Annotated in this window: 19 protein-coding genes and 1 riboswitch; of the genes, 6 read left to right on the top strand and 13 right to left on the bottom strand. The window is 68.8% G+C overall.

Features of this window, described 5'->3' with window-relative positions:
- Positions 1-22: 22 nt before the first annotated feature.
- Positions 23-138, bottom strand: a riboswitch (SAM riboswitch).
- Between the two features lie 224 nt (positions 139-362).
- Entirely contained in the window at positions 363-1,001 is a 639-nt protein-coding gene (locus AC50YM_RS09165; protein WP_494890398.1) for a VOC family protein, read from the top strand.
- Between the two features lie 175 nt (positions 1,002-1,176).
- Here AC50YM_RS09165 and AC50YM_RS09160 read toward each other — a convergent pair whose 3' ends face one another.
- Positions 1,177-1,959, bottom strand: coding sequence for a CPBP family intramembrane glutamic endopeptidase (locus tag AC50YM_RS09160; RefSeq protein WP_494956638.1), 783 nt, complete (start codon positions 1,957-1,959; stop codon positions 1,177-1,179).
- A gap of 41 nt (positions 1,960-2,000) precedes the next feature.
- Here AC50YM_RS09160 and AC50YM_RS09155 point away from each other — a divergent pair, with 41 nt between their 5' ends.
- Together AC50YM_RS09155 and AC50YM_RS09150 are read left to right on the top strand one after the other, a co-directional pair.
- On the top strand, positions 2,001-2,681 hold the full coding sequence (locus AC50YM_RS09155; protein WP_494956637.1) for a histidine phosphatase family protein: 681 nt from the start codon (positions 2,001-2,003) through the stop codon (positions 2,679-2,681).
- A gap of 3 nt (positions 2,682-2,684) precedes the next feature.
- Positions 2,685-3,113, top strand: a complete 429-nt coding sequence (locus AC50YM_RS09150; RefSeq protein WP_494956636.1) for a hypothetical protein — start codon at positions 2,685-2,687, stop codon at positions 3,111-3,113.
- 111 nt (positions 3,114-3,224) lie between these two features.
- Here the strand turns inward: AC50YM_RS09150 and AC50YM_RS09145 are convergent, their stop codons facing one another.
- The 6 genes from AC50YM_RS09145 to tdh all read right to left on the bottom strand — a co-directional run bounded on the left by AC50YM_RS09145 (position 3,225) and on the right by tdh (position 10,184).
- Positions 3,225-3,947, bottom strand: coding sequence for an AAA family ATPase (locus AC50YM_RS09145; protein WP_494956635.1), 723 nt, complete (start codon positions 3,945-3,947; stop codon positions 3,225-3,227).
- Between the two features lie 64 nt (positions 3,948-4,011).
- Positions 4,012-5,391 (bottom strand): phenylacetate--CoA ligase family protein, encoded by a 1,380-nt coding sequence (locus tag AC50YM_RS09140; RefSeq protein ID WP_494956634.1) that lies wholly within the window; start codon positions 5,389-5,391, stop codon positions 4,012-4,014.
- Between the two features lie 35 nt (positions 5,392-5,426).
- Entirely contained in the window at positions 5,427-6,632 is a 1,206-nt protein-coding gene (gene hutI, locus AC50YM_RS09135) for an imidazolonepropionase (protein ID WP_494956633.1), read from the bottom strand.
- Between the two features lie 11 nt (positions 6,633-6,643).
- Complete coding sequence (locus tag AC50YM_RS09130) at positions 6,644-7,762, bottom strand: NAD(P)/FAD-dependent oxidoreductase (protein WP_494956632.1); 1,119 nt, start codon at positions 7,760-7,762, stop codon at positions 6,644-6,646.
- Between the two features lie 92 nt (positions 7,763-7,854).
- Positions 7,855-9,063, bottom strand: a complete 1,209-nt coding sequence (locus AC50YM_RS09125) for a glycine C-acetyltransferase (protein WP_494956631.1) — start codon at positions 9,061-9,063, stop codon at positions 7,855-7,857.
- 74 nt (positions 9,064-9,137) lie between these two features.
- Positions 9,138-10,184, bottom strand: a complete 1,047-nt coding sequence (tdh, locus tag AC50YM_RS09120) for an L-threonine 3-dehydrogenase (RefSeq protein ID WP_494956630.1) — start codon at positions 10,182-10,184, stop codon at positions 9,138-9,140.
- A 161-nt stretch (positions 10,185-10,345) separates the two neighbouring features.
- On the opposite strand from tdh, the gene AC50YM_RS09115 reads away from it, so the two are divergent.
- Positions 10,346-11,260, top strand: coding sequence for a LysR family transcriptional regulator (locus AC50YM_RS09115; RefSeq protein ID WP_494956629.1), 915 nt, complete (start codon positions 10,346-10,348; stop codon positions 11,258-11,260).
- Here the strand turns inward: AC50YM_RS09115 and AC50YM_RS09110 are convergent.
- The 5 genes from AC50YM_RS09110 to AC50YM_RS09090 all read right to left on the bottom strand — a co-directional run bounded on the left by AC50YM_RS09110 (position 11,257) and on the right by AC50YM_RS09090 (position 17,138).
- Positions 11,257-11,931 (bottom strand): hypothetical protein, encoded by a 675-nt coding sequence (locus AC50YM_RS09110; protein WP_494956628.1) that lies wholly within the window; start codon positions 11,929-11,931, stop codon positions 11,257-11,259. The two genes, AC50YM_RS09115 and AC50YM_RS09110, sit on opposite strands and share 4 nt — an antisense overlap.
- Before the next feature lie 167 nt (positions 11,932-12,098).
- Complete coding sequence (gene gatB / locus AC50YM_RS09105; RefSeq protein WP_494956627.1) at positions 12,099-13,604, bottom strand: Asp-tRNA(Asn)/Glu-tRNA(Gln) amidotransferase subunit GatB; 1,506 nt, start codon at positions 13,602-13,604, stop codon at positions 12,099-12,101.
- The gene (gatA, locus tag AC50YM_RS09100; RefSeq protein ID WP_494956626.1) at positions 13,604-15,181 is read right to left on the bottom strand and encodes an Asp-tRNA(Asn)/Glu-tRNA(Gln) amidotransferase subunit GatA; all 1,578 of its coding nucleotides are present in this window, start codon (positions 15,179-15,181) and stop codon (positions 13,604-13,606) included. The genes gatB and gatA overlap by 1 nt, the downstream gene beginning before the upstream one ends.
- A 4-nt stretch (positions 15,182-15,185) precedes the next feature.
- Complete coding sequence (gatC, locus tag AC50YM_RS09095) at positions 15,186-15,482, bottom strand: Asp-tRNA(Asn)/Glu-tRNA(Gln) amidotransferase subunit GatC (RefSeq protein ID WP_494956625.1); 297 nt, start codon at positions 15,480-15,482, stop codon at positions 15,186-15,188.
- 165 nt (positions 15,483-15,647) lie between these two features.
- Positions 15,648-17,138, bottom strand: a complete 1,491-nt coding sequence (locus AC50YM_RS09090) for a CitMHS family transporter (RefSeq protein WP_494956735.1) — start codon at positions 17,136-17,138, stop codon at positions 15,648-15,650.
- A 157-nt stretch (positions 17,139-17,295) separates the two neighbouring features.
- Here AC50YM_RS09090 and AC50YM_RS09085 point away from each other — a divergent pair, with 157 nt between their 5' ends.
- Complete coding sequence (locus AC50YM_RS09085) at positions 17,296-19,026, top strand: sensor histidine kinase (RefSeq protein WP_494956624.1); 1,731 nt, start codon at positions 17,296-17,298, stop codon at positions 19,024-19,026.
- Positions 19,019-19,690 carry a response regulator gene (locus tag AC50YM_RS09080; RefSeq protein WP_494956623.1) on the top strand — a complete coding sequence of 224 codons (672 nt, stop codon included), beginning with the start codon at positions 19,019-19,021 and terminating at the stop codon, positions 19,688-19,690. Before AC50YM_RS09085 ends, AC50YM_RS09080 begins: the two co-directional genes overlap by 8 nt.
- Positions 19,691-19,770: 80 nt before the next feature.
- Here AC50YM_RS09080 and AC50YM_RS09075 read toward each other — a convergent pair whose 3' ends face one another.
- On the bottom strand, positions 19,771-20,154 hold the full coding sequence (locus AC50YM_RS09075; RefSeq protein ID WP_494890429.1) for a RidA family protein: 384 nt from the start codon (positions 20,152-20,154) through the stop codon (positions 19,771-19,773).
- Positions 20,155-20,320: the final 166 nt, after the last annotated feature.

The following is a 20,320-nucleotide window of genomic DNA, read 5'->3' as shown; positions in this document are numbered from 1 at the left end:
CTCTTGGCCCGGGTCAGCACTGGCGCCGCGCTTGCCTTCCGGCGGGCGCCGGACGGCCAGGTCTTCACCCGGGGCACCCCACCGCGATACGAGGGTTGCCGGCCAGCAAGCCGGGGCTCTGTGCTGGCACTCATGACCTGCCCTCAGTCTAGGAAGCGGTGACGGGTCGTGAATAGCTTTGTGACGAAGATGAAGCTGGATGCGCGGCGGGGGCTGTCAGTCGCGTTGGAGCGCCACTGACACCCCATTGACGCCCTATTGACAAGGAGGAACAGCCGTGAGCGCACCCCGGAATTTAGGATCCCATCCCGGTAAGGGCACCCTAAGCTGAGAGCCGCATCACAAAGTGCCAAGATGATGGCATGCGCATGGATCACGTCTCTTACGCCTGTGAACAAGATGGCCTCGCTGCCACCACCGAACGAATTGCGTCTGCCCTCGGCGTTGAAGCCGTGAAGGGCGGAGTACACCCCAGATTCGGGACCCGCAACATGATTATCCCGCTCGCGGGACACAAATATCTCGAGGTTGTGGAGGTGCTGAACCACCCGGCCTCGGACAAGGCTCCCTTCGGGCAGGCCGTCCGTGCCCGCTCCGAAGCCGGCGGCGGCTGGATGGGCTGGTGCGTCGAAGTTGACGACCTGGCCCCGTTCGAGGAACGGCTCGGCCGCGCCGCCGTCAACGGCAACCGCAAGTTCCCCGACGGCCGCGAACTGGTCTGGAAGCAGATCGGCATCCTGGGGCTCATCGCCGATCCGCAGGTTCCGTACATGCTCAAGTGGGAAGGCGATCCGGAACTCCACCCGTCTAAGGCCTACGAGAGCAACGTCAAGATGTCCGCCCTCACGATCGCCGGTTCGGCAGAGCGGGTCACCGAATGGCTCGGTGTGCCGGTCGAAAAGCCCCTCGAAGACGTGGCCGTCCACTGGCTCGCTCCCCGCGGCACCCCCGGTATCCTGTCCGTCACATTCGAGACCGCCACCGGGGCCGTCACCATCTAGCGTTTCACCGCCCAACACTTCGGCCGCCATCAGCGGGTGCCAATGACGTCACCCACCGATGGCGGCCGATACTTTTTAATACCGGCAACCTAATACCGGCAACGCGGAGTCACTTCGCGCCCGTCCGAAGGCTCCGGATGGGCCGGAGGTGACTCCGCGTTGATTGGGTGCAGACTCAGCCCAGGCCGATGGCCTTGCCGAAGAGGCTGAAGCCGACGAACGCCACGATGTCCAGCACGGCGTGGGCGATCACCAGCGGCATCAGCCGCCGGGTCCTCGTGTAGATGAGCGCGAAGATGACGCCCATGATGGCGTTGCCGATGAACGGGCCGAAGCCCTGGTAGAGGTGGTAGCTGCCGCGCAGCATGGAACTGGTGAAGACCGCCAGCGGCACACCCCAGCCGAACTTGCCGAGCCGGTCCAGCAGGTAGCCCACCACGATCACCTCCTCCACGATCCCGTGCCGGACTGCGGAGAGGATCAGCACCGGCACCGTCCACCAGTACGCGTCCAGCGCGCTGGGGATGATCGCCGTCGTGATGCCGAGAGCCCGGCCGGCAGCGTAGAGGCCGAGGGAGGGGATGCCGATCAGCGCCGCCAGGCCGAAGCCCTGCAGCAGGTCCCTGCCGGGGCGGGCAAAACTGAGGCCCAGGGTCCGGAACGCCGTGACGCCCCGGCCACCGCCGCCGGACAGTCCGGCCGGCCGGTGCTCGGTCAGGAAGTAAATCACCAGGGCCACCGGCACCAGGGCGAAGAAGATATCCAGCAGCTGGTAGGTCAGATCAAAGTACTCCCGGGTACTTTGCGAACGGTTCAGGGTGGAGGTGCCCTCCGCCAGCGGCGCACGGGTCATCTTGTCCAGGAGCTGAACGACCGAATACACGGCGGACTGCCCCAGGGACAGGCCCAGGACGATCCAGACTTCTAGCCGCAGACGGCGGCGGGAGGGAACGAGCATGTTCCTATCTTGCCCGGAGTTGCCGCCTATGCTTGGGGATTATGAGTGCGCCCGGGAAAATCATCATGATCCGGCATGGCCAGTCCGCCGCCAATGCCGACACCTCGATCTATAACCGGGTGCCCGATTACCGGATTCCGCTGACCGAGCTCGGCCTGGACCAGGCCCGGGCGGCCGGCGAGCAGGTCCGGCGGCTGCTGGACGGCCGGCAGGTCTGCGTGTACGTCTCCCCCTACCTGCGTGCCTACCAGACCCTTGAGGCGCTCAACCTCGGCGCGCTGGTCGAGCGCGTGATCGAGGAACCGCGGCTGCGGGAGCAGGACTGGGCCAACTTCCAGATCGCCGGCGAGATCGAGGACCAGAAGGAACTCCGCAACGCCTACGGCCACTTCTTCTACCGCTTCCGGGAGGGCGAGTCCGGCTCCGATGTCTATGACCGGGTCTCCTCGTTCATGGAGACCCTGCACCGGCACTGGGCAAGACCGGACTACGCCCCCAATGCACTGTTTGTCACCCACGGCCTCACCATGCGGCTGTTCTGCATGCGCTGGTTCCACTGGTCGGTGGAGTACTTCGAGTCCCTCAACAACCCGGACAACGCCGAGGTCCGCACCCTGCACCGCACCGAGGACGGCAAGTACGAGCTGGACAAGCCGTTCACCCAGTGGGAAGACCGGCGCGTCGATGAAACAGTGCTGGACGCCCCGCCGATGTTCTTCTAGCCGATGAGCCTGCAATATGTACGACTGCGACGTCGCGGGTGGCCGGGTGCCATCCTCTGGTCCATCCTGGTTCTGGCTTCCGTCGTCCTGATGGCCGTTGGCCTGTGGAGGTCATTCTTCATCCTGGGGTACCAGCCAGTGCCGGGACTTGAGGAGGATGCCCGTATTGGCGGCCTCTATATCCATGCCGGCTCCGCCGCGTCGCTGGCAGGCGCCGCCTGGTCATTCCTGCGCGGCCATCCGCATTGTGTGACTGCATGCGTGGCGGCCCCGGCAATCGTGGTCGGCGGCATCGCCCTGGTATCGCCGCACAGCATGCTGCGGCAGCTGGGCGCCCTCTGGGCCCTTCCCGGCGCGATGGTAGGAGTGATCGGGGGCCTGGCGGACCGCGGCTACCGGCGATCAGCTTCTGCAGCAGATTCGGCGCGTTGACTGCGACGACATCAAGGCTGAAATTTCGAAGCTTTGGCTCGCAAGACCCGACGCTGAACGGCTGTGACCCACGGTCCGGGACACCTGCTGACGCGCGCTGCACCGCCGTGATCAGAGGTGCCGAAGGTACCGCTCCGGTGAATCCAGGAACAAACGCAGGTTCGTGACCAGATCCAGATCCGACCAGTCCCGGCGCCGCAGGCCCCAGGAGCCGACTTCCAGAATCTGTGCGCCAGGAAGGGCCGCCAGCACCGGTGAGTGTGTGGACATGATGACCTGGGACTTGCCGGTGGCCAGAAGGTCCTTCAAGACGGCCAGCAGGGTGAGGCATCCGGTGAAGGACAACGCGGATTCCGGTTCATCCAGCACCCACAATCCGGGGCCCCGGAACCGGTCAACGGCCAGCTCCAGGAACGACTCGCCGTGGGACATGTCATGGAACGGGATGTCGGGACCGGACGTGCTCGGGTTCTTCTCGAGGTAGGTGAAGAAGCCATGCATGGTTTCCGCCCGAAGAAAGTAGCCCCGCCTCGTGGCGCCGGCGTTCCGGACCAGCTGCAGGTGACCGGCGAGCAGGGATTCCGTGGACCTGGTGGTGTGGCGTGCGCCGGTTGACCCGCCTTCGGGGGACAAACCGTAGGCCAGCGCAATGGCTTCCACGAGGGTGGATTTTCCCGACCCGTTTTCGCCGACCAGGATGGTGGCGGACGTCAGTTCCAGCCCCTGGTCAAGGATCTGGGCCACGGGAGGCAGGGATGCCGGCCACTGCCGGCGGTCCAGAACGTGGCCGGGATCCTCGGCCAGCCGCCGGATCGGATAGTTGTGGAGGGCCATGCGCCCATTGTTGCAGGCTGCCCGTCTGGTCCCGGTTCACCAGGCCAATATCAGCGGCCGCACGTCAGTCCGGACGGTGGCCGATCACCTGCCGGAACTTCCCACTCACGCCGGACTGTTCCGGCGGCTCCTCAGCGCGGACGACGTCGACGTTCCCCAGACCCAGCGAGGCGAGGTACGCCAGCAGCTTCGCGGAGGCGGTGGCCCACACCGTGCCGGCGTCGGCGCCGGGTTCCGGGTCGAGCCGGAGCCGGAGGGTCGCCGGTCCGGTCTGGAGCAGCTGGCTGCGGTGCAGGCCGGGCGTTTCGTCCGCGACGGACCCCACCGCGAGCGGAAGGATCTGTACCGTCGTGCCGTGGGCGTCGAGGAACCGGAGGATGTCGTCGCGGCGCCCGGCGACCTGGATGGCGGGCAACGGGTTGCCGCAGTCGCAGGGACCGGCCTTGGCCAATACGGAGTCCCCGAGGTCGTAGCGGATCAGCGGCTGGATCCGGTTGGCGAGGTTGGTCAGCAGCACGGTGTGGGACGGTTCGCCCGGGGGCGCGGGCCGGTAGTCGGCGTCGACCGGCTCCAGGATGACCCAGTCGCTGTTGACGTGCAGCCAGCCGTGGGCGCAGCCCAGCGCGATAAGAGTGAACTCTGAGGCGGCGTAGACGTTGTGGATCTCGCAGCCCAGCGCCGCGGCCAGGCGCACCCGGTCGCCAAGGGACTCGCCGCTGGACTCCACAATCACCGGCCGGAGGTGCAGCCGGCCCGCGGCCTGCTCCTCGGCCAGAAGCTCGAGCGCGCTGGGGTAGCCGATCATGAGGGCCGGGTCGAAGTCGTTGAGCGCCGCCACCAGCCGGTCCAGGGGCTGCTGCACGGGGAAGAGGCGGTAGGCGCTGCGGTGGAACCGGCTGCGGCGCCGTTCGGACTCGAGCCAGACGACGCCGGCGAAATGGCCGCCGGTGCCTACCACCACGGCCGTCCGGAATCCGCGCCCCAGCATCGCCAGCAGCCGGCCGGCGTTCACGGTGGTCCCGACGATCCGGATGGCTAGTGCCCGGTAGCAGGCGACGGCGGCGGCGTCGTGCACGAACAGGCCCGGATGCCCTGTGGTGCCGGAGCTCGAAAAGACGAAATATCGGCCGCGGTAGCGGCTCCCGACCAGGGCCGGGTCGGCGGCGAAGGCCTCAAGACCGGCCCGGGTGACGGCGGAGTCGGTGACCCAATCGTCGAAGTGAGCCATCAGCTGCGGTTTGGTGACCGGCGGCAGGTCCCAGAGCCGGATGTCATCGGCCGGGAGCCCGCGGTACAGCTGCCGGTAATACGGTGAGCCGGTGCGGGCGTGGGCCACGAGGGCGGCCAGCCGGGTGTCCCGGCGCCGGGCCAGGGCGCGGGGGCCGCCGCGCGTCGCCCGCCACAGATCGACCATGATGCGCAGTTCCTCGACGTATCCGGCCATCCGGTCCCTCCTGCTGGAAACCTGTGCTGGGAGCGTCAGCGGGCGCGGACGCCCGCGCGCCAGACGGCGTGGGTGAGTGGGATGCCGGGCCGGTAGGCCAGGTGGGTGGCCGAGGGCGCGTTGAGCAGGTGCAGGTCCGCGCGGTGGCCGACGGCGATCGAACCGACGGCGCGTTCGCCGTCGGCGTCGTTCCCGGACTCCCGGCCGAGGGCCAGGGCGCCGCCGTAGGTCGCGGCGCGCACCGCCTCGTGGACGCTGAGGCGCATCTGCAGCACGGCGGTGGTGACGCAGAACGCCATCGAACTCGTGTAGGAGGTGCCGGGGTTGCAGTTGGACGCCAGCGCCAGCTGCACGCCGGCGTCGAGCAGTTCCCGGCCCGGGGCCAGCGGCTGGCGGGTGGACAGGTCGCAGGCCGGCAGGCAGGTCGCCACCGTGCCGCGCCCGGCGGATTCGCCGTCCCAGCCGGACCAGCTGGCCGCGAGGGCGCCGACGTCGGCGGCGGAGAGGTGGTTCACGTGGTCCACGCTGGCCGCGGCGAATTCCACCGCCAGCCGGACGCCGGGGCCTTCGCCGAGCTGGTTGCCGTGCACCCGCAGTCCCAGTCCGGCATCCCGGCAGGCCTGGAGCACGCGGCGGGACTGGGCCTCGGTGAAGGCGCCGCGCTCGCAGAAGACGTCGGCCCAGCACACGAACGGCCGCACGGCGTCGAGCATCGGGCCGCAGACCAGCTCCGTGTACTCGTCGGCGTCCATGCCGGCGGGCACCAGGTGGGCGCCAAGGTAGGTGACCTCGTCCACCACGGTGGAGGCGATGCGGGCGCTGCGGGCCTCATTTTCGACGTCCAGGCCGTAGCCGGTCTTGGTCTCCAGGTACGTGGTGCCCTGCGAGACGGCCTCCGCCACCCGGCCCAGCGCGAGCCGGGTGAGGTCGTAGTCGGACGTGCTCCGGGTCGCGGCCGTGGTCACGGCGATCCCGCCGGCGCTGTAGCTCTCCCCCGCCATCCGGGCTTCGAATTCGGCGGTCCGGTCGCCGGCGAAGATGAGGTGGGTATGGGAATCGACCCAGCCGGGCAGCAGGGCGCGGCCGCCGGCGTCGACGGACTCGTCGGCCGCCGGCGCGTCCGCCGCCGGCCCCAGCCAGGCGATCCGTTCGCCCTCGACCAGCACCGCCGCGCCCTTCAGGACGCGGTGTTCCCGGTCCTGGGTCATCAGCTCGGCGATGTTGGTGATCAGGGTGCTCATGGGTCCATTCTTCAGCGCCGGATGGACCAGCGCGTTGCCGCCAGCGCCTCCGCTGTCCGGGATGCCGGACCGGCAGCCGGTGCAGCGTCCGTGGCGGCACCCTGGCCGGCGAGGATGAGCCCGGCGGCCAGTTCGGCGACGCCGGAGGAGGTCTGGAAGCCGTAGCCGCCCTGGCCGGCGAGCCAGAAGAATCCGGGGGCTTCGGCGTCGAACCCCACCACCGGGATGCCGTCGGCCGCTTCGGTCCGCAGCCCGGTCCAGGCCTGTTGGACACCGCGCAGGCCGAGGGTGGTAAGGCTGTTCAGCCGGGTGATGAGGGCTTCGATGTCCCCCGGGTGCGGCTGCGCGTCTTCGGGACCGCTCGGCACGGACTCGGAGGGCGAGATCAGCACCTGCCCGCCGTCGCGCCGGAAGTAGAACGACTCGTCGGCGGCGGCCACCATGGGGCTGCCCTCCGGGAGGGGATGCTCGACGTCGACAATCGCCGCGGTGCGCCGGTACGGCTGCAGCTGGACCTTCTCGACGCCGCTGAGGACGGCCAGTTCGTCGGCCCAGGCGCCGGCGGCGTTGACCACGACGGCGGCCTGGAAGCCTTCCTGCCCGGCGCCGAGTTCCCAGCCGGAGCCGAGGCGCTGGGCCGAGTGGACCCGGGCGCCGGTGATGATGTCCACGCCGCCGGCTACGGCGAGGCGGCGGTGGTCCCCGAGCAGCAGGGGCGCGTTGCAGGCGAAGGATCCGGTGTCCAGGCCGGCGGCGGTGAAGGCCTCCGGGCGCAGCGCCGGGCAGAGCTTCAGGGCTTCGGCGTGGGTGATCGGATTCATGTGGCCGCTGGCCTTGTCCCGGACGGCGGCTTCGTCGCCGATCAGCAGGAAGCTGCGGGGTGAGAGCACCGGTTCCGGCCGGGAGGCATCCTGGGCGGCGATCAGTTCGAGGGTCCGGAGGGTGAGCTCCTGCACCACGGGAGGGCCGTAGCTGGGGATCAGTTGCCGGGCCGAGCGCGACGAGGCGTGGTAGGCCAGGGACTGCTCGGCCTCCACCAGGGCGACACTGCATTTCCCGGCGAGGGCTGAGGCAAGGGACAGGCCGGCGATACCGCCGCCGACAATCACGACATCGTAATTAGCTGACATGGTCCCATCCTTGCAGATGGACGCGGTTGCGGCGCCGTTTGCGACGCCGCAACCTTTGGTCCTGCCCGCGGCTGGTGTCCGCCGGGGTCCGGCTAGCCGGCGACGGCCGCGCGGCTGCGCACAAAGGCCTGCACACACGCCTCGACGTCCTCGGCGCTGTGCGCGGCGGAGAGCTGGACCCGGATCCGGGCCGCACCCTTGGGCACCACCGGGTAGCTGAACGCGGTGACGAAGACGCCGTTGTGCAGCATTGTGTCCGCGACCTTGGCGGCCATCACGGCGTCGCCGAACATGACCGGGACGATCGCGTGCTCGCCCGGGAGCAGCTCGAAGCCCTCCTCCGACATCCGGCTGCGGAACAGCCCGGCGTTGGTGAAGAGTTTGCTGCGCAGTTCCCCGGAGTTCTCCACGAGGTCCAGGGCCGTGAGCGTTGCCGCGACGATGGCGGGGGCCAGCGAGTTGGAGAACAGGTACGGACGGGCCTTCTGCCGGAGCATGGCCACGACTTCGCGTCGGCCGGAGACGTAGCCGCCGGAGGCACCGCCCAGGGCCTTGCCGAACGTGCCGGTGTAGATGTCCACCCGGTCCGCGACGCCGGCGTGCTCCGGGGTGCCCGCACCGCTGGCGCCCATAAAGCCCACGGCGTGGGAGTCGTCCACCATGACAAGGGCGTCGTATCTCTCCGCGAGGTCGCAGATCGCTTCCAGCGGGGCGAGGAATCCGTCCATTGAGAAGACGCCGTCGGTGACGATGACCATCCGCCGGGCCGGGTTCTCCTGCGTCGTGGCCTCGATCAGCTTGGACTCAAGGTCCGCCATGTCCTGGTTGGCGTAGCGGAAGCGCTGGGCCTTGCAGAGCCGGATGCCGTCGATGATCGAGGCGTGGTTCAGCGCGTCGGAGATGACGGCGTCTTCCGGGCCGAAGAGCGATTCGAACACCCCGCCGTTGGCGTCGAAGCAGCTGGAGAACAGGATGGTGTCCTCGGTGCCGAGGAACTTCGAGACGCGTTCCTCCAGCGCCAGGTGCAGGTCCTGGGTGCCGCAGATGAACCGGACGCTGGCCATCCCGAAGCCGCGCTCGTCCATCGCGGATTTGGCGGCGGCGATGATCTCCGGGTGGTCCGCGAGGCCCAGGTAGTTGTTGGCGCAGAAGTTCAGCACGTCCGCGCTGCCCTCGCCGATCTGCCCGGCTTTGATGTGGTTGCCCTGGGGCGAGTCAATGTGCCGTTCGGTCTTGAACAGGCCGGCGCCGCGGATCTCGTCCAGTTCGTGCTGCAGCTGGTCCTTGATGGCTGAATACATGGGTTGCGCTCCTCAGCGGGTGGGTCGGTGGGCCGAATCGGTGGCGGGTTGGAAGGGCGGGTTGGAAGGGCGGGTTAGAAGCAGGTCCAGTCCAGGACGACTTTGCCGCCCACCCCGGCGCGGGCAATCTCGAAGCCCTTTTCCCAGTCGGAGGCCGGAAGGGTGTCTGTCACGACGGCGGAGATGTTGGCGTGCAGGACCGGGTTCGAGGACAGCATCGCGCTCATCGCGTACCAGGTCTCGAACATTTCGCGGCCGTAGATGCCCTTCAGGGTGAGCATGTGCGTGACCACTTTGCCCCAGTCGATGTCGATGGACTGGCTGGGCAGTCCCAGCATCGCGATCCGGCCGCCGTGGTTCATGTTCTCGATCATCTCAGGCAGCGCCGTGGGGTGTCCCGACATTTCCATCCCGATGTCGAATCCCTCGCGCATGCCGAGTTCGCGCTGGGCGTCCTTGACGCGCATTTTGGAGACGTCGATCGCGAGGTCGACGCCGAGCGTCCGGGCCAGTTCCAGCCGCGGGGCGGAGACGTCCGTGATCGCGATCTTGCGGGCGCCGGCGTGGCGGGCGACGGCGATGGCCATCAGCCCGATCGGCCCGGCGCCGGTGATCAGCACGTCCTCGCCGACGAGGGGGAAGCTGAGCGCGGTGTGGACGGCGTTGCCGAAGGGGTCGAAGATGGCGCCAAGTTCCGGCGTAACCGAGGGGTCCTGGTGCACCCAGACGTTGGTCTCGGGGATCACAACGTACTCGGCGAAGGCGCCGTCGCGCTGGACACCGACGCTGACGGTGTGGATGCACATCTGCTTGCGGCCGGCGCGGCAGTTCCGGCAGATGCCGCAGACGATGTGCCCCTCGCCGGAGACGCGGTCGCCGACCTTGACATCCAGGACGTCCTCGCCGGTCTCCACGACTTCGCCGTAGAACTCGTGGCCGGCAATCAGCGGGGCGTTGATGATGCCCTGCGCCCAGGCGTCCCAGGACTGGATGTGCAGGTCGGTGCCGCAGATGCCCGTAGTCATCACGCGGATTTTGACGTCGCCGGGGCCGGTTTCAGGCTCCGGCCGGTCCACCAGCTCGAATCCTGCGTGGGCGCCGGACTTGTAGAGAGCCTTCATGGGCCTTCCTAACTGTGCCCATTCACCGGGCACACTGAGATCCGCTGCCTGGGCAGCTCCTGTGGGACAACTCACCCCATTACAGCCCCTGCAAAGCGTTAGCACAACCGGATTATTCTCAATCGACGATTTAGCGTTGCCTTGCGCTTAGAATGGTCGGCATGGAAATCCACCAGCTGGAAATGCTCCGCGAACTCGGGGCCCTCGGCAGCGTCAAGGCGGTCGCCGAAACGCTGCTCGTCACGCCCTCGGCGGTCTCGCAGCAGCTGGCCGCGCTGCAGAAATCCGTGGACGTGCCGCTGACCCGCAAGGAGGGCCGGAACCTGGTCCTGACCGAGGCCGGGCAGGTGCTCGCGGACGCCGGGGCCGCCGTCGTCAGCGCGATGGCGGACGCGAAGACCGCGATCGGCGCCTATCATGGCTCCCCGGTGGCCCCGGTGACGCTCAGCGGTTTCCACAGCGCGGGGCAGGCCCTGTTCGCCCCGCTGGCGCGGCTGCTCGCCGGACCGGGGCAGCCGCGGATCCTGCTCTCCGACGAGGACGTGGCCCAGCAGGACTTCCCGGCGCTGACGGCCCGGTATGACCTGGTGCTCGCGCACCGGATGGACCACAGCCCGCGCTGGCCCGAGGAGCGCGTCGCCGTGATTCCGCTCGCACACGAGCCGCTGGATGTCGCGCTGCCGGCCGGGCACCGGCTGGCAGGCCAGCGGGCGGTGACGGCGGACGACGTCGTCGGCGAACCCTGGGTGACCAGCCGCGCCGGCTACTCCCCCGCGGACGTGCTCTCCGCCGTCGCGGCTGTTTCCAGCCGGGAGCTGAACATCGTCCACCGGATCAACGACTACTCCACGGTGGCCGCGCTGGTGGCGACCGGCAGCGTGATCGGGCTGCTGCCCCGGTACACCGCACGGCCGGTACTGAACCCGGGCATTGTGCTGCGGCAGCTGGAGGGCATCAGCACCCGGCGGCGGATCGACGTCCTGGCCCGCCCGGAGAACCTCAAACGCAGGTCGGTCATGATGGTCTGCGACGCGCTGCAGACGATCATGACCGAGCTGGCCACCGACCTGCCCTAGGGGTTGGGCCCCGCGGCCTTGTCCTTCCAGTGCCCGTTTCCGAGCTGCTTACCCAATCCGTTGCCCATTCCCTTGCCCCATCCCCTGCCCGGCCCCTCGGCGTCCGGAGCTCCGGCAACAATGTGCCCGGCAGTGATGCCGGACCCGTCCTTGACGCCCGTGATCCGCACCTGGCCCCCGGTCGCGAGCTCCGCTGCGGTGGCGGCGGAGGGCTTGAGCCGCTTTCCTACGCCGTCCCTCGGTATGGTGCCGTCAACGGCAGGAGCGGGCAGTTTCAAGATCCTTGTTCCGGCGTTGATGGCGTAGACCTGGCTGAAGCCGTCCTCGCTCTTGACTGTGATGGACGAACCGCTGACGGCTTCGATGGCGCCCTGCTGCGTCAGCCGCGTCTCGAATCCGCCGTCGACCTTTTTGACCACGCTTTCGCCATGCAGTGGCACGGCACGGTTTTTCTTCTGCGCCGGCCCCTCTCCGGGCGGAAACTCCGCTGGCGGGGTCACCGACGTCGTGGGGCCGGCCAGCGGGGTCACCGACGTCGTGGGCATGGTGAGCGGGACCGCGGGCGGTGCGGTGCCGGCCCAGACCGCGGCCGCTCCGGCCCCGGTGAGGGCGAGGACGATGCTGCCCGCCAGGGCAGCGTTGCGCAGTCCGGTGCGCTGTGGAATCGCCATTGGTTCGCCTTCCCCCGGGCACCGGCCTGTCACCGGAGCCTCGGGCACCAGCATAGGGCCGGAACGGCCCGCTGAACATGCCCGGGTGCCCCTTAACCCAAGTAACGCGCAGCAGGGGCCGTTCTGAGGGTTCAAAACGGCCTGCTGCGAGCCAGATGGGTCGGGCGTTAGCCTTCGACGCCGAGGCGTTCCAGGATCAGCTCCTTGACGCGGCCGGCGTCGGCCTGCCCGCGGGTGGCCTTCATGACGGAGCCGACGATCGCGCCGATCGCCTGGAGCTTGCCGCCGCGAATCTTGTCCGCGACGCCGGGCTGTGCGGCGAGGGCGGCGTCGACGGCTTCGAGCAGGGGGCCGTCGTCGGAGACCACGGCGAGGCCGCGCTTGGCCACGATTTCCGCCGGCGTGCCTTCGCCGGCGAGCACGCCGTCGAGGACCTCGGTGGCCATCTTGTTGTTGATCTTGCCGTCCTCGACCATCGCGTTCAGCTCCACGATGGTGGCCGGTGCGACGCCGAGCTGGCCGGGGTCGACGTCGGCGTTCTTGGCGCGTCCGACGATCTCGCCCATCCACCACTTGCGGGCCACCGTGGCGGTGGCGCCGGCGGCGATGGTTTCCTCGATCTCGTCCATCACGCCGGCGTTGACGACGTCGCGGAATTCGAGGTCGGAGTAGCCCCAGTCGGCCTGCAGCCGCTTGCGCCGGTCGGCCGGCGGCTCGGGCAGCGTGGCCCGGAGTTCCTCGACCCATTCGCGCGAGGCCACGATCGGCACCAGGTCCGGTTCCGGGAAGTAGCGGTAGTCGTCGGCGTCGGACTTGGGCCGGCCCGAGGTCGTGGTGCGGGTGTCCTCGTGCCAGTGCCGCGTCTCCTGGACGATGGGCTCACCAGAGTCCAGGACGGCGGCGTGCCGCTGGATCTCATAGCGGACGGCGTGTTCGACGGCGCGCAGCGAGTTGACGTTCTTGGTTTCGGAGCGGGTGCCGAAGCGTTCGCGGCCGTGCGGGCGGAGCGAGACGTTGGCGTCGCAGCGGACGTTGCCGCGTTCCATCTTGGCGTCCGACACGCCGAGGTTCTTGACGATCTCGCGGACCGCGGCCACGTAGGCCTTGGCGAGTTCCGGCGCGCGGCTGCCGGCGCCCTCGATCGGCTTGGTGACGATCTCGACCAGCGGCACACCGGAGCGGTTGTAGTCCACGAGGGAGTAGTCCGCGCCCTGGATCCGGCCGGTCGCGCCGCCCATGTGGGTCAGCTTGCCGGCGTCCTCCTCCATGTGGGCGCGTTCGATTTCGACGCGGAAAATGGTGCCGTCGGAGAGCTCGATGTCCAGGTAGCCGTCGTACGCGATGGGCTCGTCGTACTGGGAGGTCTGGAAGTTCTTCGGGGTGTCCGGGTAGAAGTAGTTCTTCCGGGCGAAGCGGCACTTCTCGGCGATGGTGCAGTTGAGCGCCAGGCCGATCTTGATCGAGGACTCGATCGCGGTCCGGTTCACGACGGGCAGCACGCCGGGCATGCCGAGGTCCACCTCGTTGACGTTGGTGTTGGGCTCGTCGCCGAACACGTTCGGCGCGGAGGAGAACATCTTGGTCTTGGTGTTGAGCTCCACGTGGACTTCGAAGCCCAGAACGGGATCGTACTTCTCCATCGCCTCTTCGAAGCTGAGGGTTGCATCAGTCATTAGTGGGAACCTCCGTGGCTCGCGACTGCAGCGGCTGCAGCATCCGTCGGTGAAGAATCAGTCAGTGATGGCGCCCGGTCCAGCAGCGGGCCGCCCCACTGTGTCTCGAGCAGCGATTCGAGCACGGCGCCGACGCGGTACAGCCGGGCGTCCTGGCGGGCCGGGGCCAGCAGCTGGACACCGACCGGCAGTCCGTCCTCGTCGGCCAGTCCGCCGGGCAGCGAGAGTCCGGGGACGCCGGCCATGTTGGCCGGGATGGTGGCGACGTCGTTGAGGTACATCGCCAGCGGGTCGTTGAGCTTCTCGCCGAGCTTGAACGCCGTGGTGGGCGCCGTCGGGGAAATCAGCACGTCGGCCTTGGCGAACGCGGCGTCGAAGTCGCGCTGGATCAGGGTGCGCACCTTCTGGGCCGAGCCGTAGTAGGCGTCGTAGTACCCGGCGCTCAGCGCGTAGGTGCCGAGGATGATGCGGCGCTTGACCTCGTCGCCGAAGCCGGCGGCCCGGGTGGCGGCCATGACGCGTTCGATCGTCATCGGGCCGTCTTCGGGCAGCACGCGCAGGCCGTACCGGACGCCGTCGAACTTGGCCAGGTTGGAGGAGGCCTCCGACGGCATGATCAGGTAGTAGGCGCCCAGGGCGTACTTGAAGTTGGGGCAGGACACCTCGACGATTTCGGCGCCGGCGCTCTTGAGCAGCTCCAGGGATTCGTTGAAGCGGTTCTCCACGCCGGCCTGGTAGCCCTCACCGTGGAGTTCCTTGATGATGCCGATCTTCATGCCGCGCACGTTGCCGATCGATGCGGCGGCCACCAGGTCCTCCAGCGGGTCCTGCAGCGAGGTGGAGTCGTGCGGGTCGTGCCCGCCGATGACCTGGTGCAGCAGCGCGGAGTCCAGCACGGTGCGCGAGACGGGGCCGATCTGGTCCAGCGAGGAGGCCATCGCGATCGCGCCGTAGCGGGAGACGCCGCCGTAGGTGGGCTTGACGCCGACCGTGCCGGTGACGGCGCCGGGCTGGCGGATCGAGCCGCCGGTGTCGGTGCCGAGGGCCAGCGGGGCTTCGAAGGCCGCGACGGCGGCGGCGGAACCGCCGCCGGAACCGCCGGGGATCCGGTCCAGGTCCCAAGGGTTGTGGGTGGGGCCGTAGGCGGAGTGCTCGGTGGAGGAGCCCATCGCGAATTCGTCCAGGTTGGTCTTGCCCAGGATCGGCATCTTCGCGGCGCGCAGACGCTTGACCACGGTGGCGTCGTAGGGGCTGTGCCAGCCTTCGAGGATCTTCGAGCCGGCCGTGGTGGGCTGGCCGACGGTGACGATCAGGTCCTTGACCGCGATCGGGACGCCGGCGAGGGCGTGCAGATCCTCGGCGGCGGCGCCTCCCGCGGCGCGGATCGCGTCCACTTCGGCGGCGACGGCGAGGGCCTCGTCCGTGTTGACGTGCAGGAAGGCGTGGACCTTCCCGTCGACGGCGGCGATGCGGTCCAGGTGCGCCTGGGTGACCTCGACGGCGGAGACTTCGCGGGCGGCCAGCTTGCCGGCGAGAGCGGCGGCGGAGGAGCGGATCAGTTCGTTGTTCTCAGTCATGTTCTTAGCCCTCATCCAGGATTGCCGGGACCTTGAAGCGGCCTTCGTACGCGTCGGGGGCGCCGTTGAGTGCCTGCTCGGCGGTGAAAGTGTGGCCCACAACGTCCTCGCGGAACACATTCGTCAGCGGGATCGGGTGGGACGTGGCCGGGACGTCATCACCGGCGGCTTCACTGACGGATTTCACTGAATCGACGATGACGGCGAGTTCGCCGGCCATCCGGTCCAGCTCTTCAGCACTCATCTCGATGTGCGCGAGACGCGCGAGATGCGCAACGTCGTCGCGGTTGATCGCAGCCATGGATCTCCCCTGCAAGTTCGGATTATTTTCCGTCCCAGTCTACGTGGGTTCGCCTGCCGCCGCCGTCCGCCCCCACCCCAACCAACGCGGGGTCACCTACGGCCCATCCGGAGGTCCGGGATGGGCCGTAGGTGACCCCGCGTTGGTGTGTGGGGGTGGGGCGGGTCAGCCGATGCCGATGGCTCCGGTGAGGACCCCGACGGCGAGCATCACCAGGGAGATGACCGCGGTGCGCCAGAGGACCTTTTTGTGGTGGTCGCCCAGGTCCACCTTGGCCAGGGAGACCAGGAGCAGGATCGCGGGGACCAGCGGGCTCTGCAGGTGGAAAGGCTGGCCGGTGATGGAGGCGCGGGCCATGTCCGCGGCGCTGACGCCGTAGTGGGCCGCCGTTTCGCTGAGGACCGGGAGGACGCCGAAGTAGAAGGCATCGTTGCTCATGAAGAACGTCATCGGGATGCTCAGCACACCGGTGATGATGGCCATGAACGGGCCCATGTCGGCCGGAATGATCGCCACCAGCCACTCGGACATGGCCTTGACCATGCCGGTGCCGTTGAGCACGCCGGTGAGCACCGCGGCGGCCATAACCATGCTGACGACGGCGACGATCGACGGTGCGTGCGCGATGAGCTGGGCGCCCTGGTCCTTGACCTTGGGGAAGTTGACCAGCAGCGCGATGGCGGAGCCGACCATAAAGACGAACGGGAGCGGAATGACGTTGGCCACGAGCGTGACCATGACGGCAACCGTCAGGCCGAGGTTGAACCAGAACAGCTTGGGACGCAGGGTCTTGCGGTTGGGGTCCAGCGCGGTGTCCGCCATGGCGGAATCCCGGTCGTCGACGAGGTCCTCGGTGCGTTCCAGGACTGCTACGGATGAACCTCCCGCGGAGGGGCCTCCGACGGCGGGAACTCCCCCGGCAGGCCGGGAAGACTTGGGCCCGGAAGACTTGCGGCCGAAACCGAAGCGGCCGGTGCCGCCGTCGCCCAGGGAGGTGCCGCCGTCGGACGTGTTGGCGGTATCCCAGATTTCCGGAGCGGTGGCGCGGAGCCGGTTGCGTTCCTGCAGGCCCAGCAGCCAGGCGAAGACGAAGACCACAACGAGGCCGGCGATGAGCGAGGGGACCATGGGAACGAAGACATCATTGACGTCGAGCTTCAGCGCGGTTGCTGCCCGGGCGGTGGGGCCGCCCCACGGCAGGATATTCATGGTGCCGTTGGCGAGGCCCGCCACGCAGGTCAGGACCACGGGGCTCATCTTGAGCCGCAGGTAGACCGGCAGCATGGCCGCGGTGGTGAGGATGAAGGTGGTGGAGCCGTCGCCGTCGAGGGACACTGCCGCCGCAAGGATGGCCGTGCCGAGGACCACCTTGGCGGGGTCGTTGCCGAGCTTGCGCAGGATGAACCGGACCAGCGGGTCGAACAGCCCGACGTCGATCATCAGGCCGAAGTAGATGATGGCGAACATCAGCAGGGCTGCAGTGGACGTCATCGACTTCATCGAGTCCATGACCATGGGGCCGATGCCCAGCCCGGCGCCTGCGAAGAGTCCGAAGACGGTGGGGACGATGATCAGCGCCAGCACCGGCGTCAGCTTCTTCGTCATGATCAGCACCATGAAAACCGCAATCATGGCGAATCCTAGTAATACCAGCACGGCCGGCTCCTTCTTCATTGAATCGCACCACCCCGGTGTGATGCGTACAACAGACGTTAGAGTGGCGCGGGTCACGGCTGGGCCTTTGCCTGATTTGATTGGCATACTGCTTATTGGACGCATTTTGCGCATTCTGCTCACACGCTTGGGAGGACCGATGAAGGGAACATCCCGCCGGACACCCCTGCGCTTCTCCACCCAGACCCTGCTGCTCCAGCTGGGGGTGGTGGCACTGGTGGTGCTCCTGACCAGCGCCGTCCACATCTGGCTCACGTTCGAGCGGCTGGGCCGCGAGGCGGAGAACCAGGCCCTGACCCTGGCCCGGGCGGTGGCCTCGGACCCGGAGGTGCGGGCGGAGGTCCGGCGGATCAGCGCCCAGCCCGGCACTCCCCCGGCCGCCGACCTGCTCGCCGGCCCGCTGATGGCCGCCGCCGAGGGCGCCCGCACCCGCACCGGTGCCCTGTTTGTGGTCATCACCGATGAAACCGGCCTGCGCCTGGCGCACCCCGACGCCGACCGGCTCGGCGAACGCGTCAGCACCGACCCGTCCGAGGCGCTGGCCGGCAGGGAAGTCACCACCCGGAACACCGGCACCCTCGGGCCCTCCGCCGGGGCCAAGGTGCCGGTGTACGCCCCGGGCGCGGACGCCGTCGTGGGAGAGGTCAGCGTGGGCTACTCCACCGAAACCATCGCCCAGAGCCTGGCCCGGGACGTCGTCCCGATCGCCCTGACCGCCGCGGGCGCCCTGCTCGTCGGCGTCCTGGCCTCCTTCCTGCTCCGGCGCCGGCTGCAGCGGCTGACACTCGGGCTGGAACCGGAGGAAATCAGCACCCTGGTCCACGACCAGGTCGCGGTGCTGCAGGGCGTCGACGACGGCGTGATCGGCGTCGCCGCGGACGGCCGGATCAGCGTCTTCAACGCCGCCGCCCGCCGGCTGCTGGGACAGCCCGACCTCACCGGAACGCCGTGGGCCGAGGCCCCGGTGCCGCCCCGGCTGCTCGCCCTGACCAGGGCCGACGCCGCGGAAGGCGATGCGGCGGAACTCGTTGCCGGCGGGCGCGTGCTGGTGGCGAGCGCCCGGAAGGCGCTGCACGGCCGCGAGGACCTGGGCTGGGTGGTTATGCTGCGGGACCGGACCGAACTCCAGCAGCTGACCCGCCAGCTCGATGCGGTGGGCACCATGTCCACCGCGCTCCGGGCCCAGCGGCACGAATTCGCCAACCAGCTGCACACCATCGCCGGCTTCATGAGTATCGGCCAGCACCAGCAGGCCCGGGAGTATCTGGCCAAGCTGGCCGCCACCGGTCCGTTGAAGTTCCCCGTGGACCAGGCCGAGCTGCTCCAGGACCCGTACCTGCAGGCCTTCCTCGGTGCCAAGGGCGTGGAGGCGGATGAACGCGGCGTGACCCTGCGGCTGGGCCCGGAAACCCTGGTCCGGGGCCACGTCACCGAACCCCAGGAGGTCACCACGGTCCTCGGCAACCTGATCGACAACGCCGTGAACGCCGCCGTCGCGGGCTCCGCGCCGGACCGCTGGGTCGAGGTGGAGGTGCTCGACGGTCCCGGCACCGGAACCGGCGGCGGCACGCTGCACATCGTCGTCGGGGATTCCGGCGACGGGCTGCCCGCCGCCGGGGCCGCCGGGTCCGGCGGAGCCGACGCGGTGTTCGCGGAAGGATTCACGACGTCGGACCGCCCGGCCCGGGCGGGCGCGGGCCAGGGCCTGGGCCTCGCACTGGCCCGCCAGCTGGCGCGCCGCCGCGGCGGGGACGTCCGGGTGCTGGACCCGGGCTCCCCCGGCGGGCCCGGCGCGGTGTTCATGGCGACCCTGCCCGGGACGACCAAGCCCAACGAGACGAAGACCAACGAAAGGGACAACGGTGTCTGAAGACCTCAGGGTGTTGATTGTCGATGACGATTTCCACGTCGCCAAGCTGCACGCGGCCTATGTGGACTCCGTGGCAGGATTCCTGGCGCTGCCCCCGGCCGGGTCCGCCTCGCAGGCGCTGCAGGCCATCCACAGCCTGCGCCCGGACCTGGTGCTGCTGGATGTCTACCTGCCGGACGCCTCCGGTCTGGACCTGCTGCACCAGCTGGACGTGGACACCATGATCCTCAGTGCCGCCTCGGACACGGCCTCACTCCGGCTCGCGTTCCGGCGCGGCGCGCTGGGCTATCTGCTCAAGCCGTTCACGGCCGAATCGCTGTCGCAGCTGCTGCGCTCCTATGCGCGCTACCGGCGGATCCTCGCCCAGCCGGGAAACGTCAGCCAGGAAACGGTGGAACGGGCCAAGCGCGCGCTCATCCCGGGGGACGTCATCGCCTCGGCCAGGCCCCGGTCCGCCACCGAGGCCGCCGTGCTGGAATCCCTCGAACCGGGCGAGCAGTATTCGGCGGCCGAGGTGGCCACCCGCGTCGGTGTTTCCCGGGCCACCGCCCAGCGCTACCTCTCAGCGCTCGCCGACGACGGCGCCGTCGACATCCAGCTCCGCTACGGCACCACCGGGCGGCCCGAGCACCGCTACGGACTCCCGCCGGGGTCACCCGCCTGAGCGCCGCTACTACCAACGCGGGGTCACCTACGGCCCATCCGGGGACCCGGAACGGGCTGTAGGTGACCCCGCGTTGGGGTTTAGCTGGTGCTCTTGTGGGCGACGAGTTCGATTTCGACCAGCATCTTGGGATCCAGGAACGGGAGCACGTGGACCAGGGCGAGGCTGGGTCGGATCTCGCCGAAGACCTCTCCGTGGGCGCGTCCGGCTTCCTCCCACTGGCTGATGTCCGTCAGGTACAGCTTGGACTGCACGACGTCGGCATAGTCGAAGCCGGCGTCGGCCAGGACGGTGCCGAGTTTGTCCAGGATGTACCGGGTCTGGGTGTAGAAGTCCTCGCCGACCACGCCGTCCTCACCGCTGGCCGCGGTGGCCGAGATGTAAAGGGTGTTGTCCACCTGGACGGCTCGGGAGTAGCCGACCTTCTGTTCCCAGACGGAACCGGTGCCGAATGTCTTGCGCATGGAGATGCCTTTCGCAGTGTGGCTGGAGTCGGCACCACTGTAGGACGGCGCGCGCCACCACCGGTAACCCGGCGGAAATGTGTCAGCCGGGGCGAGGCCGAGCCACTCACTTACCAGCAACGCGGGGTCACTTACGGCCCATCCCGGACGCCGGAATGGGCCGTAA

The sequence above is a fragment of the Pseudarthrobacter sp. RHLT1-30-1 genome, from assembly GCF_059383415.1.
Note: the sequence above shows the minus strand (reverse complement) of the source record. Positions and strands in the feature narration are given on the sequence as shown.

What these genes read in the sequence shown, in the direction of transcription:
- AC50YM_RS09165 (WP_494890398.1), top strand. Translation starts at nt 363, where the DNA reads ATGCGCATGGATCACGTCTCTTACGCCTGTGAACAAGATGGCCTCGCT.
- AC50YM_RS09160 (WP_494956638.1), bottom strand. Translation starts at nt 1,959, where the DNA reads ATGCTCGTTCCCTCCCGCCGCCGTCTGCGGCTAGAAGTCTGGATCGTC.
- AC50YM_RS09155 (WP_494956637.1), top strand. Translation starts at nt 2,001, where the DNA reads ATGAGTGCGCCCGGGAAAATCATCATGATCCGGCATGGCCAGTCCGCC.
- AC50YM_RS09150 (WP_494956636.1), top strand. Translation starts at nt 2,685, where the DNA reads ATGAGCCTGCAATATGTACGACTGCGACGTCGCGGGTGGCCGGGTGCC.
- AC50YM_RS09145 (WP_494956635.1), bottom strand. Translation starts at nt 3,947, where the DNA reads ATGGCCCTCCACAACTATCCGATCCGGCGGCTGGCCGAGGATCCCGGC.
- AC50YM_RS09140 (WP_494956634.1), bottom strand. Translation starts at nt 5,391, where the DNA reads ATGGCCGGATACGTCGAGGAACTGCGCATCATGGTCGATCTGTGGCGG.
- hutI (WP_494956633.1), bottom strand. Translation starts at nt 6,632, where the DNA reads ATGAGCACCCTGATCACCAACATCGCCGAGCTGATGACCCAGGACCGG.
- AC50YM_RS09130 (WP_494956632.1), bottom strand. Translation starts at nt 7,762, where the DNA reads ATGTCAGCTAATTACGATGTCGTGATTGTCGGCGGCGGTATCGCCGGC.
- AC50YM_RS09125 (WP_494956631.1), bottom strand. Translation starts at nt 9,063, where the DNA reads ATGTATTCAGCCATCAAGGACCAGCTGCAGCACGAACTGGACGAGATC.
- tdh (WP_494956630.1), bottom strand. Translation starts at nt 10,184, where the DNA reads ATGAAGGCTCTCTACAAGTCCGGCGCCCACGCAGGATTCGAGCTGGTG.
- AC50YM_RS09115 (WP_494956629.1), top strand. Translation starts at nt 10,346, where the DNA reads ATGGAAATCCACCAGCTGGAAATGCTCCGCGAACTCGGGGCCCTCGGC.
- AC50YM_RS09110 (WP_494956628.1), bottom strand. Translation starts at nt 11,931, where the DNA reads ATGGCGATTCCACAGCGCACCGGACTGCGCAACGCTGCCCTGGCGGGC.
- gatB (WP_494956627.1), bottom strand. Translation starts at nt 13,604, where the DNA reads ATGACTGATGCAACCCTCAGCTTCGAAGAGGCGATGGAGAAGTACGAT.
- gatA (WP_494956626.1), bottom strand. Translation starts at nt 15,181, where the DNA reads ATGACTGAGAACAACGAACTGATCCGCTCCTCCGCCGCCGCTCTCGCC.
- gatC (WP_494956625.1), bottom strand. Translation starts at nt 15,482, where the DNA reads ATGGCTGCGATCAACCGCGACGACGTTGCGCATCTCGCGCGTCTCGCG.
- AC50YM_RS09085 (WP_494956624.1), top strand. Translation starts at nt 17,296, where the DNA reads ATGAAGGGAACATCCCGCCGGACACCCCTGCGCTTCTCCACCCAGACC.
- AC50YM_RS09075 (WP_494890429.1), bottom strand. Translation starts at nt 20,154, where the DNA reads ATGCGCAAGACATTCGGCACCGGTTCCGTCTGGGAACAGAAGGTCGGC.